Genomic DNA, 15,337 nt, shown 5'->3' with positions numbered 1-15,337 from the left:
TCCCGCAAACGTTCTCACATCTTAGCGGAACTACCGATCCACAAGACAGAGGAAGCTCTCATGACCATCGATCTTCGCGGGCTCGTTCCCGCACCCGTAACCCCGTTCAACCGCGACGGCAGCGTCGACGTCGACGCGATCCACCGCCTCGGCGGCTGGCTGGCCAGCGTCGAGGGCGTCAAGGGCCTCGTGGTTCTCGGCCACGCCGGTGAAGGCACGTTCCTGACCCAGGACGAGCAGGCACTCGTCATCCGGGAATTCAAGAACGCCGTCAACGGCGAAATCCCGATCATCGCCGGCATCACCGGCGAGGGCAACATGGTCGCTGCCTTGGAAGCGAAGCGCGCGGTTGAGGCCGGAGCCGAAGCCGGACTCGTCTACCCGTCGCACGGCTGGCTCCGTTTCGGATACCAGAAGGGTGCCCCGCAGACCCGCTACAAGGAAATCTACGAAACCTCCGGGCTGCCGTTGATCCTCTTTCAGTACCCCGATGCCACCAAGGCCACCTACGACCTGGAAACCCAGCTGGAGATCGCGGGCCAGGAAGGCGTGTTCGCCACCAAGAACGGCGTGCGCAACATGAAGCGTTGGGACACCGAAATCCCTGTCCTGCGGGCAACCTATCCTGACCTGCAGATTCTCACCTGCCACGACGAGTACCTGCTGCACACGATGTTCGACGTCGACGGCGCACTGGTCGGCTACGGCGGACTCGCACCCGAGCCGCTGGTGGAACTGATCGCCGCCGGCAAGGCCAAGGACTACGCCGCGGCGCGGGCGATCCACGACCGCCTGCTTCCCGTGACCAAGAACGTCTACCACCGCGGATCCCACATGGAAGGCACCGTCGCACTGAAGGAAGGACTCATCGCCCGCGGCATTCTCGAACACGCCACCGTCCGGCCGCCGCTGCTTCCCCTGGCGGAAGGCGCCGGCGACGAGATCGCACGCGCCCTGAAGTCCGCCAACCTGGGCAGCGTCACGGTACCCGCCTGATCTTCAGGTCCCCAGGGTGGCGGGCGAAGCCCGCCACCCCTGACACCATGCCTTATTCTCCAATTAGGTCAACGACGACCCCCAGCACCCCAGCTGGAGAAGGAGGACTCGCAATGCGCGAGCCGAACAAAACCATCACGTCCCCGCAGGCTCACCGCGTGGACAAGGCCAACACCCCTGCCGACCCCGCGCCCGCGGCCCCGGCCAAACGCCGGACGTTCCTTGGCTACCTCGCCCTCATGGGCCCTGCCTTCGTTGTCGGCGCCTGGCAATTCGGGCCCGGCAACCTCACCACCGCCGTGCAGGCCGGGAGCCGGTTCGACTACAGCCTCGTCTGGGTCATCGCCGTCTCCACCATCCTCATGATCTTCTTCACGGACATGAGCGTCCGGCTCGGCATTACCGCCCCCGGTTCCCTGATCACCGCCATCAAGGAGCATCTCGGCAAATGGGTCGGCGTCCTGGCCGGCTTCGGTGTCTTCGGCATTACCCTCATGTTTTCTGTCGGAAATGCCGTCGGCTCAGGCCTGGGCCTCTCGCTCGTCTTCGGCGGTTCCCCCGTTCTCTGGTCCGTCGTCTGCACAGCAGCCGTCGGCTTCGTCCTGGCCTTCCGCAACGTCTACGGCATCGTGGAAAAAGCCCTGCTGGTCATCGTCGTCCTCATGGGCATCGCCTTCATCGCCAGCACGGTCGTCGCGCAGCCAGACTGGTACCGGTCCGTGGAAGGCATGGTCCCGACGCTTCCGCCCGGGAGCGAGATCCTCATCGTCGCCCTCGTCGGAACCAACTTTTCGATCAACGCCGCCTTCTACACCTCCTACGGCATCAAGGAAAACCGCCGCACCCGGGCCGACTACCGTGATATCACCCTCGTGGACACCATCCCGGGCATCGTCGCCCCCGGCATCATGACGGCACTGGTGATCATGGTGGCCGCCGCTGTGCTCGGCAAGACCGGAGCCGAAGCCGGCACCATCAACGCCCTTGCCTCCGTCTTTGCACCTTTGGCGGGGCCCGTTGGGTCCATGCTCTTCGCCCTCGGCCTCTCCGGCGCGGCCTTCTCATCCATGATCGCCAACGCCACCGCCGGCGGTACCATGCTTTCCGACGGCCTTGGCCGCGGCGCCAAAGCCGGGTCACCCACTGCCCGCATATTCACCGGTGTCATTCTGGCCTTCGGCCTGGTCGTCACACTGTCCTTCCAGGCCTCACCTGTCGGACTCATCGTAATAGCCCAGTCCCTGACCGTCCTCATCGCACCCCTGCTTGGCGCCCTCATCGTCATCATGGCCAATAACAGGGCCGTCATGGGCGACCTCCGCAACAAATGGTGGCAAAACCTGTTCGGCGCCATCGGACTCATCGCCATCATCGCCTCATCCCTCCGGCTCATCACCACCCTCCTCGGCTAAAGTCTGGCAATCACCAGCCAAAACAGGCAGCGCCCTCGCCCAACAGGCGAGGGCGCTGCCCTGACGTTCCGACCGGCCGCGCATAATGCTCGGGCAGAGACCTTGAAGCCGGGCAGCCGACCGTTGTCAGTTCCTTTGGGGAGGCCTAGACTCAGCCCACAACCCCTGTCGGGGAGAACTCCAGAACCCTTCAATCATCCGATGTTCTGGGCGTGCGGAATGGTTCGTGTTCTGGGCACAAGCAGAACGGGAGTCAGCCATGACCAAGTACTTTTTCCAAGCAAACTACGTGGGCCAGGGAATCAAAGGCCTGATGCAAGAGGGCGGGTCCAAGCGTCGGGACGCGGTGGTTAAGGCCCTCGATTCCGTTGGCGGTTCACTGGAATGCTTCTACTACGCGTTCGGTGAGACGGACGTCCTGGGGGTCTTCGAGATTCCCGATCAGCCCAGTGCCGTGGCCCTTTCCCTGATGATCAATTCCACCGGCACCGTGAACCTGCACCTCACGCCGCTCATGACGCCTGAGGATATTGACGCAGCAGTGGGCAAGACACCTGCCTACCGGGCACCCGGCCAGTAACTGGTTGGTCCGGGGGTCCGTATGCGGCCGGTCATGATTCGGATAGGGACCTGACGCACGATGCGAGCAGATCCCGCAATTGCTGTTGTTGGGCGATGTTGAGCCCCCGGCCCATTTGAGTCTCCACGGACCTGGCAGCGGCACTGGCGGCCTGCAGCCGCTCCCGGCCCAAGGGCGTGAGCTGGACGGGGAGGGCCCGTCCGGTGGAGGGCTTATCAGGCCGGGAGACGAGTTGATCCCGTTCGAGCGACTGCAGCAGGACGTTCATCGACTGTCGGGACACGAAGGCGCCGCGGGCCAGGTCGGAGTTGGAGAGACCGGGGCGCTGGGCGAGGAGCTCAAGACATGCGTACTGCGGCACCGTCATCCCCAGCGGACGCAGCGCAGCATCCATCCCGGCCCGCAGCACATTATGCGCCTGTTTGAGGAGGTAGCCCAGGGAAGTATCCAGGTCCACTCCAACGCCGCCTTGACTCATGTCAATATTCTGACATACGTTATGCATGTCAATGTACTGACATAACGAGGAGGCACTTCCATGGCTGCTATTGGTCCCGATTTCATTTCCCTGCAGGTGCGCGATTTGGAGCGCTCGGCGGCATTCTACGAACAGCACTTAGGGCTTGCGCGATCCAAGGCCGGCCCGCCGCACGCTGTCGTTTTCGACACGCATCCTGTTTCGTTTGCGGTGCGCGAACCGGTACCAGGAACCAACCTCGACTCGGTCCCCCAGCCAGGAGAAGGCATTGCACTCTGGCTCCGTGCGACGGACGCCCAGCAGCTTCATGATGATCTTGCCGCGCGCGGCACCCCGATCACCTCGGCGCCGGTCGACGGGCCCTTCGGGCGCACATTCACCTTCGCCGATCCGGACGGGTACCGGATCACGATCCATGACGGTGTCTGAAATGGAACCGTCCCGATCGCTCGCCGACGACGAGAAAAGCCCCCTCGCTGAGGGGCTTTTCTCGTCCGTTGCCGGAATCTTGCCGAAGGAGGGCTCAGATCCACTTTGGCGCGGCGGGCGCGGCACCGTTGGCTGCGCCGGGCCGGGTGGCGGTGACGCCCTGGGTGCCGCGGCCCGCTGCCCATTCGACGACGGCGGCCAGGGTGCCGGACACCACGGTGGGGGAGTCCGACGTCGTGTCCCCGAACGTGAGATCAGTGTCCGTCACTTGAACTACCAGATCCGTATCGGCGCCGCGAACCTTCCAGGCGCCGGTGATGTCTGTGAGGAGCCGTTCCAGGACGGGTTCCGGGATGTCGGTGAAGGTGGCGCCGTTGGCGAGGTCGACGGCGTGCATCCAGACTTCGCGGGTGCGCATCCAGACGGTTTCCTCGGCCGGGACGATCCTGCCCTGGGCCGTTTTGACCTTGTGGTGCCAGGCCTCGGCCGGGAGGTCGCGCCATTCGACGTTCAGGTGCACCGCGGAGTGGTCGAACAGGTGCCGCAGCGCGATCGGCGAGAGCGTGGCCCCGAACTCGATCTCGTGGTTCCGGGCCTCCGGGGAGGCATACATCGGTGTCTCCACCCCGGTTCCCGCCCACTCAACCAGCCGCGCGATGGCCCGCGCGTTGTAGCCGATGTGCGCGGTGAGGTGGCGGCGGGTCCAGCCCGGCAGCAGCGAATCGCCGTCGAGTTCCGCGTCGGTGAGTTCGTTGAGCTTGCGGGCGAAGAACGCGGTGCCCCGGCGCGCCTGCAGCAAAGCCTGCAGAAGCGCCGGGTCCGTGGTCCGGTCAGTGCGGGCGGCCATCAGGCTTCCTTGATGACGCGGTTCTTCAGCTGGCCCAGGCCCTCGATGGTGGTGACCAGGAGCTGGCCGTCCTGCAGGTACCGCTTCGGGTCCTGGGCGTGGCCCACCCCTCCCGGGGTGCCGGTGGCGATGACGTCGCCCGGGTTCAGCGTGATGATGGTGGAAATGTAGGAGACCAGGAACTCGGGGGTGAAGACGACGTCGTTCGTGGGCGTCTGCTGCTGGATCTCGCCGTCCACGGCGGTGGTCATGAGGCCGCCGCTGAACTCGTCCCTGGTGACGAGGGCGGGCCCGAACGGGGTGGACTTCTCCCAGGTCTTGCCCTGCAGCCACTGGACGGTGCGGAACTGGTAGTCGCGCATGGACACGTCATTCAGCACGGCGTACCCGGCGATGTGCCCGGCGGCGTCCGCTTCGCTGATCCGGCGGCCGTTCTTGCCGATCACGACGGCGAGCTCGGACTCCCAGTCGACCGTGTCGGATTCCTGCGGCAGGGCCAGGTCATCGTTGGGGCCGATCAGGGATTCCTGGTACTTCGCGAACAGGGTGGGGTACTCGGGGACTTCCCGGCCCATTTCCTTGATGTGGTTGCGGTAGTTGTGGCCCACGCAAATGATCTTCCCGGGGAAGGGGACGACGGCGTCGAGGTCCGCGCCGTCGAGTGGGTGCGTGGCGCCGGCCGCGGCCTTCGCGATCTCTTCCCACGCGGAGTCCTTCAGGAGTTCGCCGACGTCGGCGAAGCCGTTGATTTCGGTCAGGGTGTCGCCGTCCTGGCGGACAGCCTTGGTTACTGTTGTTCCCTCATTTGCGAGGCGGAGTGTCAGGAGTCTCATTACTTGTTGCGTCCTTCGGTGTAGGTGCGGCTGAAGTTCAGCCGTTCGAAAATGGGGGCGTCACTGAAGCGGAACAGATCAAACCCGCTCTCAGCCTGCAGGGACCATTCCTGCCAGGAGGGGACGACGAAGAGGTCGCCCTTGGCCAGGGTCCTGGTCTCGCCGTTCAGGACCACGGAGCCGGTCCCTTCGAAGACCTGCCAGACGCTGGAGCCGACCTCGCGGACGGCTTCGGTGGCGGCGCCGGGCCGGAGGCGGTGGAATTCGGCGCGGATGGTGGGCATCACGTCGCCGCCCGTGGTGGGGTTGGTGTAGCGGACAGCGGCGTGGCCCTGGGACACGGTGGCCGGGTGGCCCTCGTCCTCGAGCAGCAGTTGCTCGCGCAGGGCGCGGTCGGTGTATTCCCAGCGGTACGCCGCGATGGGGGAGCTCGTGGTGTCATCCAGGCCGGAGAGCGGGCGCAGGCCCGGGTGGGCCCAGAGCCGCTCGGAGCGGGAGATGTCCGGGGTGGCCTCGTCCGTGACCCGTTCGGTGCCGAACTCGAAGAACCCGGCGTCGGCGTAGTGCACGAACGGGATGTCCAGGCCGTCGATCCAGGCCATCGGCTCATCGGTGTCGTTGTGGTGGCCGTGGAAGTTCCAGCCCGGCGTCAGCAGGAAGTCCCCGCGGGACATCCGCACGGGGTCCCCGTTCACCACGGTCCAGACGCCTTCGCCCTCGACGACGAAGCGGAACGCGTTCTGGGAGTGGCGGTGTTCCGGGGCGGTCTCGCGGGCCCCAAGGTACTGGATCGCCGCCCACAAGGTCGGCGTGGCGTACGGCGTACCGGCCAGGCCCGGGTTCGCCAGGGCAATGGCGCGGCGTTCCCCGCCGCGCCCCACGGGAACCAGGTCACCGGCGCGGGCGGCCAGCGGGTACAGATCGCTCCACCGCCACACATGCGGCACAGCCTTCGGGGTTGGGACCATCGGCATCAGATCACCGATCTCGGTCCACAACGGGATCAGATTCTCGCGGTCAAAATCCCGGTACAGCTCCTCCAGCTGCGCAGCCTCCTCCGGCGTCGGCTCCGCAGCGACGTGCTGCGCGGCCACTGATTCATGGGTCGTGTTCTCGGCGCTGATGGACACGTGGGCCTCCTCGATAGGTCAGAAACGTTCTTTGGCGTAGTTCGACCCTACGGACGCAGCAGTGTGACCCCCAGCATATTCTGCTGGTCAGAATTGTTTGTTCGAGCCTGAATTATCGGGACCGAAGGAGGTTCAGTCCGGATCCGCCGGGTTGGCCGCGATATCGATCTCCAGCTGCCGGCAGGTTTCGCGCAGGGCACCGACGAGTCCGGCGTCGAACACCCTGCGGAACCGGGTTGCGGGAGTGGCGACGCTGAGCGCGCCCACGACGTGCCCGTGCCGGTTGTGCAGGGCGATGCCGAGGGCGCTCACGCCCTCCTCCGTGCCTTCGAAATTGGCCGCGAAGCCGTTGCCGCGGATGGATTCCAGCTCGCGCAGGAACGAGGGGTAGTCGGCAGCCGGAATGTTGTCCCCGCCAATCTCGGCATTGTTGCTGCGGAAAAGCTGATCGACCATGTGCGGTTCCAGTTCGGCGAGCATCGCCTTGCCTCCGGAGGTTTTGTTGGCCGGCATCACGGTTCCCTGCCGGTCGCCCACCCGCAACACATTGTTTCCCTCCACGGTGGCCAGGAAACGCACTTTCGTCCCCACCCGCACCATGAGGTTGACGGTCTCGTTGAGTTGCGCGGAGAGCAGCTCCATGTGCGGCTGGGCGAGCGAGCGGAGCAGTCTGGTCCAGCCCAGCCCGGCCGGACCGACGCCCATGGCGGGACCGGGCACGTAGCGGCGGGTCTCGTCCTGCACGGCGAATCCCCGGTAGACCAGCATCGCCAGGAGGCGGTGCGCGGTGGACGGGGCCACCCCCAGCTCCCCGGCGGCGTCCTTGAGCCGCAGTGTCCCGACGTCGCGGAGCAGTTGCAGGAGCTGCAGCGCGTTGTCGACCGCCTCGATGGAATAGGTCGGCCGCTTCTGCACTGGCTTCCGGGCCGACTTGGACGCTGGCTTGTTCTGCACATCAGAATTGTATTGTGGTTCACCTGCTACCGCTAGGAGAGTGAGTGGCATGAATCACACACCTTCCGCTGCAGCGCCGCACCGGTCTTCGCCGGGGGCTCCCGCCCCCACCACCGCTGTTGGGACCGCCTCACGGTTCTCCAAAGGCTCGGCACTCGCCGTCTTCGTCTGCTGGCTTCTGGTGGTCTTCGATGGCTACGACCTCATCGTCTACGGCACCGTCCAGTCCTCCCTGATATCCGAGACCGGCTGGGGCCTGACCAAGGCAACCGCCGGAACCATTGGATCCATGGCCTTCCTCGGCATGATGATCGGAGCGATCTTCGCCGGCCGCATGGCCGACTCATGGGGCCGCCGCCGCACCATCCTGGGCTGCGCCATCGTCTTCTCGATCTTCACCGTCCTGTGCGCCTTCGCCCCCAACGCCGCCGTCTTCGGCGCCCTCCGGCTCCTCGCCGGCATCGGACTCGGCGGCCTGGTGCCATCGGCGAATGCCCTCGTTGCCGAACTGGTCCCCAGCAAATGGCGGTCCACCATCGCCACCCTGATGATGTCCGGCGTTCCGATCGGCGGATCCATCGCCGCCCTCGTCGGCATCCAGCTGATCCCCGCCTTCGGCTGGCAATCCATGTTCCTCGTGGCCGTGCTCGCACTGCTGATCGTGGTGCCGCTCGGATTCAAATACCTCCCGGAAACCCTGGCCCCGGTCAGCGCCACAGGCATGGCAGCCGGAACGGACCATGCGGTCAAGGAGCCGTCCGGTTTCAAATCCCTGCTCCGCGCCCCATACCTGGGGGTCAGCCTGCTGTTTGCCCTGGCAACAATCGCCACCCTGTTCGCCTGGTACGGGTTGGGCACCTGGCTGCCCAACCTGATGCAGCTGGCCGGTTACAACTTCGGTTCCGCTTTGACCTTCGCCCTGGCCCTCAACCTGGGCGCGGTGGCCGGCTCGGTCATCACGGCCTGGGCGGGCACACGCTTCGGGCCGGTGCCGACCGCAATCGCCGCGGCCGCCGTCGCCGCCGGCGCGCTGATGGTCCTGGTGACCGGACCGTCAGTGGCCATCGTGTACCTCATGCTGGTCCTCGCCGGCGTCGGCACCCACGGCACCCAGTGCCTCATCATCGCCGCCGTCGCGAGCCACTATCCCGGACATCTGCGGGGGACCGCGCTGGGCTGGGCGCTGGGGACGGGCCGCATCGGCGCCGTCGCCGCACCCCAGGTAGGCGGCCTCCTCCTGGCCGCCGGGCTGGGCGTCAACTCCAACTTCCTGGCCTTCGCCGGTGCAGCCGCCTTCGCCGCGGTCCTGCTGGCCGCCGTCGGCCTCAAACTCAAATCCAAACTCTCAACCCCACCCTCACTCTCACCAACAGGAGCAAGCAATGTCTGAGCACGCCACGTCCACCGATGTCCTGGTCATCGGAGGGGGGATGGCCGGACTGGCCGGAGCCCTCGCCCTGCGCGAAAACGGCGCCAACGTCACCCTCGTGGAACGGGCCCCCGAATTCGGCGAGGTCGGCGCCGGGCTGCAGATGGCCCCGAACGCGTCCCGTGTCCTGCAGCGCTGGGGCCTGCTGGAAAAGGCGCTGGAAATCGGTGTCCAGCCCAAGCACCTGGTCTTCCGCGACGCCGTCACCGGCGAGGAGCTCACCCGCCAGACGCTCGGCGGGGAATTCGCCGAACGCTACGGCGCGCCGTACGTCGTGATCCACCGCAGCGACCTGCACCGGGTGCTGCTCGAGGGCTGTGAGGCGGCCGGCGTCAAGCTTGTCAACGACGTCATGGTCGAGAGTGTTGAAACCGTGAACGGCCGCGGCGTGGCCCACACCGCCGCCGGCGTGGACTTTGAGGCCGACGTCGTGATCGGCGCCGACGGACTAAAGTCCACCCTGCGTCCGCTCGTGGCCAGTGACGAGCCGGTCCCCTCGGCCTACGTTGCCTACCGCGGCACCGTGCCGATCACCGAGAACACACCCAAGGCCGACCTCGAGGACGTCATTGTCTACCTCGGCCCGGACTGCCACCTCGTGCAGTACCCGTTGCGGAAGGGCGAGCTGCTGAACACCGTGGCCGTCTTCAAGTCCGCCTCCTTCGCGCGCGGCGAAGAGCAGTACGGGGGAGTGGACGAGCTCGAGGCTGCGTACAAAGACTGTGTCCCGGCCGTCCGGGAAGCGCTGAAAAACCTGGGCACCGGCATGCGCTGGCCCATGTACGACCGCGACCCGATCGAAAACTGGGTCGCCGGCCGGATGGTGCTGATGGGCGACGCCGCGCATCCGATGCTCCAGTACCTCGCCCAGGGCGCCTGCCAGGCGCTCGAGGACGCAGCCGTGCTGCAGGACGCCAGTAACGGCACCGTATTCACCCCGGACGACGTGAACCCGGGAGGCTGGGACGATGCCATCCGGGAATTCAACAACCTCCGTGCCGGCCGCACCGCCCGGGTCCAGCGCACGGCCCGCATCTGGGGCGAATCCTGGCACGTCTCCGGACTGGCCCGGACGCTGCGCAACCTGCTCTTCAAGAGCCGGAAGGACAACGATTTTCAGTACAACGACTGGCTGTACGGCCGGGAGGGCGACGGCGTGCCGGCCGTTGAGGCGGCTCCCGCCCGGCTGGCGGACCGGATCTCTGCCTGATCCTGCGGCCCCCGGCGGCCTCGCACAGAGGCCGTTGGGGGGCGCGCCCCCGTCCTAGTCCAGGTTTTCCTTGAGCAGGGCGCGGTGTTCGACGGCGGCCTCGCCGTGAAGGGCGCGGCCGGCGTCGGTGAGCTCCAGGAACAGGGAGCGCCGGTCATCTTCGCAGGAACGGCGGGCGATGAGGCCGGCTTTCTCAAGCCTGTCCACCACCTTGGACATGGCGCTCTGGGTCATGGGGGTGCGCTCACCGAGCTGCTTCATCCGGCACGCCGCGTCCGTGCTGTCGGCCACCAGGTCCAGGATTTCAAACTCGGTCAGGCCAATGCTGAACCGCGCTTCCAGGGCACGATCAATCGCGCCTGCCGTGCGGAAATACGTGTTCTGGATGCTGCGCCATTGCTCAACCAGCTGTTGGTCCTGCGGTGTTGCCATGCAGCGATTCTAGTTCATGACGAATTAAAAGTCCACGTCATAATATTCCTTGTCATTCAATGACGCGTCATATAAGTTGTTGCCATGACCTCAACTTCCATCCTTGAAAGATCAGCCGGAGACGGGCTATCAGCTGTGCGCTGGACCCGGGCACAATGGATGCTCCTCCTGGTCCTGTGCACCGTCCTGGCGCTCGACGCACTGGACGTATCCATGGTCGGTGTGGCCCTGCCCTCGATCGGCACCGAACTCCATCTCGGAACCGAATCCCTCCAGTGGATCGTCTCCGCCTACGTTCTCGGCTACGGAAGCCTGCTCCTGCTGGGCGGACGGATGGCGGACCTACTCGGCCGGCGGCGCATCTTCCTGATTGCGCTCAGCGTCTTCGCCGCCGCATCTCTGCTCGGCGGCCTGGTGGATGACCCGGCCCTGCTGATCGCCACCCGTTTCGTCAAGGGCCTGGCCGCCGCATTCACGGCTCCCACTGCCTTCTCGATCATCACCACCAATTTCGCGGAGGGGCGCGAACGCAACCGCGCCTTGTCCATCTTCACCACGTTCGGTGCCAGCGGATTCTCCCTCGGCCTGGTTGTGGGAGGCCTCATGACGTCACTGAGCTGGCGCTGGACCTTCCTGGTCTCCGTTCCGGTGGCAGTCGCCGTCGTGATCCTTGGCCTGAAGTACATCCCCCGGGACGGCGCCGCAGGCAAGGACGCAACCGGGGAGCAAGAGAGCGGGCATGACGTCTGGGGCGCCATCACGCTCGCGGCCGGCATGCTGGGGCTGGTCTACACGCTGGTTGCGGCACCCGCGAACGGCTGGGGGTCTGTGGCAACTATCGCCGGATTCGTGGCCTCCGCAGCGGTGCTGGCAGCGTTCGCCGTGATCGAAAACCGCGTCAAGCACCCGCTGATCCGGTTCAGCATCCTCAAGGAAGGCTGGGTGGCCCGGGCCAACCTCAGCGCCGTGGGGCTGTTCGGCTCGTATCTGAGCTTCCAGTTCATCCTGACCCTCTACCTGCAGTCCGTGCTGGGATGGAGCCCGCTTGGCATGGCCCTGGCGCTGCTCCCGACCGGCCTGCTGGTGGCCTCGAGCGCACCCTTCGCGGACCGGCTGATCGACAGGTTTGGTGCTCCGCGGCTGATCCTGACCGGGCTGGCGGCGTTGACGCTCGGATACGTGCTGTTCCTTCGCGTGGGCACCTCGCCCAATTACGTGACCGACATTCTGCCGTCAGTCCTGCTGCTGGGCGTCGGTTTCGCCTTGGCCTTCCCCTCCATCAACGTCCAGGCCACCGCAGGTATCCGGGATTCCGAGCAAGGCCTGGCGGCAGGCCTGATCCAGACCAGTACGCAAGTGGGTGCTGCCCTGGTACTGGCCGTCACCACGGCAATGGTCAGCGGACACGGCAATGCGCCCGAACCGGGTGCCGTCGTGGATGCGGCAGCGATGCTGGAACAGTACCGCCCGGGTTTGATCCTGAGCGCAGCGGTGGCGGTGACCGCCCTCCTGATTGCCGCGGCGCCGTCCCGCCAGCGGAAGCCGGCGACAACAGGCAGATGAGTTGCCCGCCAGCCAGGACCCACACGAATCCTGGCTGGCGCGGGCCGATTCGTGGCCGGTGCTTCGGATTCCTCTGGGCCGCTAGTCCAGGGGAAAGGTGATGGACACCATGGTGCCTTTGCCGGGGGCGGAATCAATCGAGATGGTACCGCCGGCTTCGTGGACAGCCATGGTCATCAGGCACACGCCGTACCCATGCTGCCTGCCCCCAAGGAGTTGGCTTTGGAAGCCGACGCCGTTGTCCGTGATCGTCAGCCGGACACCGTGGTAGACGGCTGACAGCCGGAGGGTCAGTTCGGTGGCCTGGGAGTATTTGAACGCGTTGGTGAGTGTTTCCTGCGCGGCCTGATAGAGCAGCAGAGCGCAGGCTGCCGGTATCTCGACGCCATGGTGCGGTGTCTCCCAGCGCACAAATACACCGTTCTGGCGTAGGGGAATGGTCAGCCTATCCATGCAGCCGGCGAGTCCCAAGGTGTGGAAGTCACTAGCTATGTCACCCGTAATGACGGCGGCGGCGGCGGCGGTACGTTCGTCCAGAGCTGCTTGACTCACGGCTTTCCCTGCTTCCTTGCATACCTTGCTGAGCATCCGCACACTTGGTCTGGCTGGATCGGTGCGACTGGATCAAGTCTGAGTTCCAAGCATCAAGGGTTCCGGCAGTTATCCGCAGGTCTCGTGCAAATTTCCGGCAGAATTAAGGCGAACAGCGTCTTGGCCCGGTGCGCGTAGCTTCACCTGGCGGTTCATGGCCAGGGGTCATCGCATGCATATCGACGCGGCCCTCGGCTTCCCGAAGGCGTCTAAGGCCTCGGTACCAGGTCCGGCACAGTGTCGAACCCCGCCACTGTCGGGGCCCTGCCGTAAACTCACCCGGTGAAAGATTCCAGCACCGACGGCAGTGCCAACACGGTGGTGATCCCGGTTTTGGAAGGTCAGACCTGCATTGGCGAGCTGCTACCGGACTTCAAGGACGTGTTGGGAATGACACCGCCCGAGTGGGGCCCGCCTGACGCCGACGGCTCCGCCGGCGGCCAGCTGAGCCTTTTCTGAGCATTCGAATCACGGCTGCACGAATTACGGTTCCGCCGTCAAGGCTGCAGCGGCAGGAACAGCACGGTGTAGATTCCCAACGCCGCGAGGATGACCACGCTGGCCGCGACGGCCGCCGTCGAACCTATGTGCGGTGGCATGGTTTCCTGCGTGATGCCCCGGACGGCCCGGTGGAAACGGCGCTTTTGGGTGAGGTTGATGGCCAGTGCGGTGACGACGGCGCCGCCGACGAGCGTCCCGACGAACCAGCCGTGGTGGGGCATCCACCGCAGGAAGACGGACGCAGCGATCACCATGGACAGGGTGGTGCGGCTCCAGGCCAGGTCAGTGCGTTCCGGCTGGAGGCCGGTATCGCCGTGCCAGGAGGCACCGCTGCGGGCGGCCATGCTCAGGCCGGCCGGACGATCACGAAAACCACCATGATGGCCGCCACGAGGGCCCCGCCGATTGCCAGCACCGGGGCCATGAGGGGGAGCGGCAGCGGGGTTTTCGACCGCATGGCACGTTCCACGTTGAGCCACCGGAAGAAGGAGCCGCCGCCAATCACGAGTGCCAGGACCAGCAGCAGCACGGAAATCGTCTTGCGCAGTTCGGGCCCGAGGAGGCCGGCCATAAACGCCTCGACGGCGACGCCGCCGGCAAGCAGGGCCAGTGACGTGCGGATCCACGCCAGGAAGGTGCGTTCGTTCGCCAGAGTGAACCTCGGATCCGGCTCGGTGCCGCCACGGAGGATCCGGGACGTGAAACGGTTCCTCGCCTCCGGCCCGCCAGTGTTCGAATCTTCAGTCAACGTGGTCCTTCCGTGCACGGCCGGTCTGCCGGTGCTGCCCCCTATTGCCTACCACGTTTCCGCCGTTCCGGTCAGGTGGCCCGGGTCGGCGTTTCCCCAGGAAGCCACGGCCGGAGGGGTCCCGCGTTTCCTCCGACAGTTGGGTAGCGTTGTACGGCGTGGGCACCGGACGGAAAGTTTTGGGCATTGTGGCGTTGTGGTCCGCCGTCGTCGTCAGCGTGTTGACGATCGCGACGGCGGCAGCGGCGGAGCCCTGCCCCGCCGGCCAGGTTCCGCTCGGCGGAGGTGGGGTTTGCGTCCCGCTGAGCCCGCTTGTCCCGCCTCCGACGACGCCGGCACCGTCGCCCCCAGTGACGCCGACGGCGGCGCCCTCGCCCACGGAAACCCCGGCGCCGGCCCCCGCCCCGGGCCAGCCCGGCCCGAGCGCCACGGCGGTGGAGGTCATGCCAACGGCACCCGGCAGCCAAACGCCGGAAAACGTTGACAGCGATCCGGGAGCCGCGGGCACCGGGGGAGCCGCGCCGTCGTCGTCCGCATCTCCCGCGGTGACGGCGTCGCAGGTCCCCGGCTCATCAGCTGGCGCCTCCCCGGGCGGTCCGGCAGCGGGCATGGCCGCACGGCAACCAGCGCCGCCCGGGACAACGATGACGATGGCCGGATACCTGCTGGCGTTCGGCGGGATCATGCTCCTGACGTCATCGGGCGTCGGAATGCTGCGGCAGCGCCCCGGAGCTTGTTAGGCTACGGGCTTCCTAGGCTGCGCCGGACCAATGCGGCGCAGCCGCGGCCCGGCGTGCCGTCGCATGGATGCGGACGGCATCCACCGTTGTCCGCCGCGGTTCGCAGGCCGGAGGAACCGGGACTGCCAGCAGGGCCGCCGGCACCGGGATGCCGGCCGGAGCCGAACCGCCGGCCGGGCAAAGGTCGCTGATCAGCCCCATGCCCGCACATTCGCGGACCGCCTCGATGCCCGCCACGGCCGCCGCTTTGTCGCTGAACGCAGCCGACACAGCCAGTTCTGTTCCGTCCGGGGCAGTGAGCCGGAACCGGTACTGGGCTTTTGCGTCAACGAAAACTTCAAACTTGCCGGCCATAACTAATCCTTCCGGTCGGCGGAGCCTGTCCCTCGGCGGCTTCGCCGCGCACAGGCCGCACGCATCTCTGCGAACATTTTCCGCTGGTCTGGTCGAACGATCAGAATTGA

At 66.2% G+C, this 15,337-nt stretch carries 19 protein-coding genes; 8 read left to right on the top strand and 11 right to left on the bottom strand.

Annotation, left to right across the window (positions count from 1 at the left end):
• Positions 1 to 60: 60 nt before the first annotated feature.
• The 3 genes from AC1DRE_RS06080 (at position 61) to AC1DRE_RS06070 (ending at position 2,988) form a co-directional block, all read left to right on the top strand.
• Complete coding sequence (locus tag AC1DRE_RS06080; protein ID WP_476983783.1) at positions 61 to 996, top strand: dihydrodipicolinate synthase family protein; 936 nt, start codon at positions 61 to 63, stop codon at positions 994 to 996.
• 113 nt (positions 997 to 1,109) lie between these two features.
• Positions 1,110 to 2,408: an Nramp family divalent metal transporter gene (locus AC1DRE_RS06075; RefSeq protein WP_476983782.1), complete on the top strand. Its 1,299-nt coding sequence runs from the start codon at positions 1,110 to 1,112 to the stop codon at positions 2,406 to 2,408.
• A 259-nt stretch (positions 2,409 to 2,667) separates the two neighbouring features.
• Positions 2,668 to 2,988: a GYD domain-containing protein gene (locus AC1DRE_RS06070; RefSeq protein WP_476983781.1), complete on the top strand. Its 321-nt coding sequence runs from the start codon at positions 2,668 to 2,670 to the stop codon at positions 2,986 to 2,988.
• A gap of 31 nt (positions 2,989 to 3,019) precedes the next feature.
• Here AC1DRE_RS06070 and AC1DRE_RS06065 read toward each other — a convergent pair whose 3' ends face one another.
• Positions 3,020 to 3,466, bottom strand: a complete 447-nt coding sequence (locus tag AC1DRE_RS06065) for a MarR family winged helix-turn-helix transcriptional regulator (protein ID WP_476983780.1) — start codon at positions 3,464 to 3,466, stop codon at positions 3,020 to 3,022.
• A gap of 60 nt (positions 3,467 to 3,526) precedes the next feature.
• On the opposite strand from AC1DRE_RS06065, the gene AC1DRE_RS06060 reads away from it, so the two are divergent.
• On the top strand, positions 3,527 to 3,895 hold the full coding sequence (locus AC1DRE_RS06060) for a VOC family protein (protein ID WP_476983779.1): 369 nt from the start codon (positions 3,527 to 3,529) through the stop codon (positions 3,893 to 3,895).
• A gap of 94 nt (positions 3,896 to 3,989) precedes the next feature.
• On the opposite strand, the gene AC1DRE_RS06055 is transcribed toward AC1DRE_RS06060, so the two are convergent.
• From AC1DRE_RS06055 to AC1DRE_RS06040, 4 genes are all read right to left on the bottom strand, one after another.
• Positions 3,990 to 4,742: a maleylpyruvate isomerase family mycothiol-dependent enzyme gene (locus tag AC1DRE_RS06055; protein ID WP_476983778.1), complete on the bottom strand. Its 753-nt coding sequence runs from the start codon at positions 4,740 to 4,742 to the stop codon at positions 3,990 to 3,992.
• The gene (locus AC1DRE_RS06050; RefSeq protein ID WP_476983777.1) at positions 4,742 to 5,575 is read right to left on the bottom strand and encodes a fumarylacetoacetate hydrolase family protein; all 834 of its coding nucleotides are present in this window, start codon (positions 5,573 to 5,575) and stop codon (positions 4,742 to 4,744) included. Before AC1DRE_RS06050 ends, AC1DRE_RS06055 begins: the two co-directional genes overlap by 1 nt.
• Complete coding sequence (locus AC1DRE_RS06045; RefSeq protein WP_476983776.1) at positions 5,575 to 6,705, bottom strand: cupin domain-containing protein; 1,131 nt, start codon at positions 6,703 to 6,705, stop codon at positions 5,575 to 5,577. Before AC1DRE_RS06045 ends, AC1DRE_RS06050 begins: the two co-directional genes overlap by 1 nt.
• Before the next feature lie 132 nt (positions 6,706 to 6,837).
• Entirely contained in the window at positions 6,838 to 7,659 is an 822-nt protein-coding gene (locus AC1DRE_RS06040; protein ID WP_476983775.1) for an IclR family transcriptional regulator, read from the bottom strand.
• Between the two features lie 49 nt (positions 7,660 to 7,708).
• On the opposite strand from AC1DRE_RS06040, the gene AC1DRE_RS06035 reads away from it, so the two are divergent.
• Together AC1DRE_RS06035 and AC1DRE_RS06030 are read left to right on the top strand one after the other, a co-directional pair.
• Positions 7,709 to 9,049, top strand: coding sequence for an MFS transporter (locus tag AC1DRE_RS06035; RefSeq protein ID WP_476983774.1), 1,341 nt, complete (start codon positions 7,709 to 7,711; stop codon positions 9,047 to 9,049).
• Positions 9,042 to 10,298 carry an FAD-dependent oxidoreductase gene (locus AC1DRE_RS06030; protein WP_476983773.1) on the top strand — a complete coding sequence of 419 codons (1,257 nt, stop codon included), beginning with the start codon at positions 9,042 to 9,044 and terminating at the stop codon, positions 10,296 to 10,298. Before AC1DRE_RS06035 ends, AC1DRE_RS06030 begins: the two co-directional genes overlap by 8 nt.
• A 54-nt stretch (positions 10,299 to 10,352) precedes the next feature.
• Here the strand turns inward: AC1DRE_RS06030 and AC1DRE_RS06025 are convergent, their stop codons facing one another.
• Positions 10,353 to 10,730, bottom strand: a complete 378-nt coding sequence (locus AC1DRE_RS06025; RefSeq protein WP_476983772.1) for a MarR family winged helix-turn-helix transcriptional regulator — start codon at positions 10,728 to 10,730, stop codon at positions 10,353 to 10,355.
• Between the two features lie 84 nt (positions 10,731 to 10,814).
• Between AC1DRE_RS06025 and AC1DRE_RS06020 the strand changes: the two genes are divergently transcribed.
• Entirely contained in the window at positions 10,815 to 12,293 is a 1,479-nt protein-coding gene (locus tag AC1DRE_RS06020; RefSeq protein WP_476983771.1) for an MFS transporter, read from the top strand.
• A gap of 81 nt (positions 12,294 to 12,374) precedes the next feature.
• On the opposite strand, the gene AC1DRE_RS06015 is transcribed toward AC1DRE_RS06020, so the two are convergent.
• Positions 12,375 to 12,845 (bottom strand): sensor histidine kinase, encoded by a 471-nt coding sequence (locus tag AC1DRE_RS06015; protein WP_476983770.1) that lies wholly within the window; start codon positions 12,843 to 12,845, stop codon positions 12,375 to 12,377.
• A gap of 321 nt (positions 12,846 to 13,166) precedes the next feature.
• Between AC1DRE_RS06015 and AC1DRE_RS06010 the strand changes: the two genes are divergently transcribed.
• Positions 13,167 to 13,343 carry a hypothetical protein gene (locus tag AC1DRE_RS06010; RefSeq protein ID WP_476983769.1) on the top strand — a complete coding sequence of 59 codons (177 nt, stop codon included), beginning with the start codon at positions 13,167 to 13,169 and terminating at the stop codon, positions 13,341 to 13,343.
• 38 nt (positions 13,344 to 13,381) lie between these two features.
• On the opposite strand, the gene AC1DRE_RS06005 is transcribed toward AC1DRE_RS06010, so the two are convergent.
• The 4 genes from AC1DRE_RS06005 to AC1DRE_RS05990 all read right to left on the bottom strand — a co-directional run bounded on the left by AC1DRE_RS06005 (position 13,382) and on the right by AC1DRE_RS05990 (position 15,227).
• The gene (locus AC1DRE_RS06005; RefSeq protein ID WP_476983768.1) at positions 13,382 to 13,729 is read right to left on the bottom strand and encodes a DUF202 domain-containing protein; all 348 of its coding nucleotides are present in this window, start codon (positions 13,727 to 13,729) and stop codon (positions 13,382 to 13,384) included.
• Positions 13,730 to 13,731: 2 nt separating this feature from the next.
• On the bottom strand, positions 13,732 to 14,133 hold the full coding sequence (locus AC1DRE_RS06000) for a YidH family protein (RefSeq protein ID WP_476983767.1): 402 nt from the start codon (positions 14,131 to 14,133) through the stop codon (positions 13,732 to 13,734).
• Complete coding sequence (locus AC1DRE_RS05995) at positions 14,126 to 14,818, bottom strand: hypothetical protein (protein ID WP_476983766.1); 693 nt, start codon at positions 14,816 to 14,818, stop codon at positions 14,126 to 14,128. The genes AC1DRE_RS06000 and AC1DRE_RS05995 overlap by 8 nt, the downstream gene beginning before the upstream one ends.
• Before the next feature lie 67 nt (positions 14,819 to 14,885).
• Entirely contained in the window at positions 14,886 to 15,227 is a 342-nt protein-coding gene (locus tag AC1DRE_RS05990) for a YegP family protein (RefSeq protein ID WP_476983765.1), read from the bottom strand.
• Positions 15,228 to 15,337 lie beyond the last annotated feature (110 nt).

This window comes from Arthrobacter sp. P4_H3, from assembly GCF_056400885.1.
This window is presented reverse-complemented; position numbering and strand designations above follow the sequence as displayed.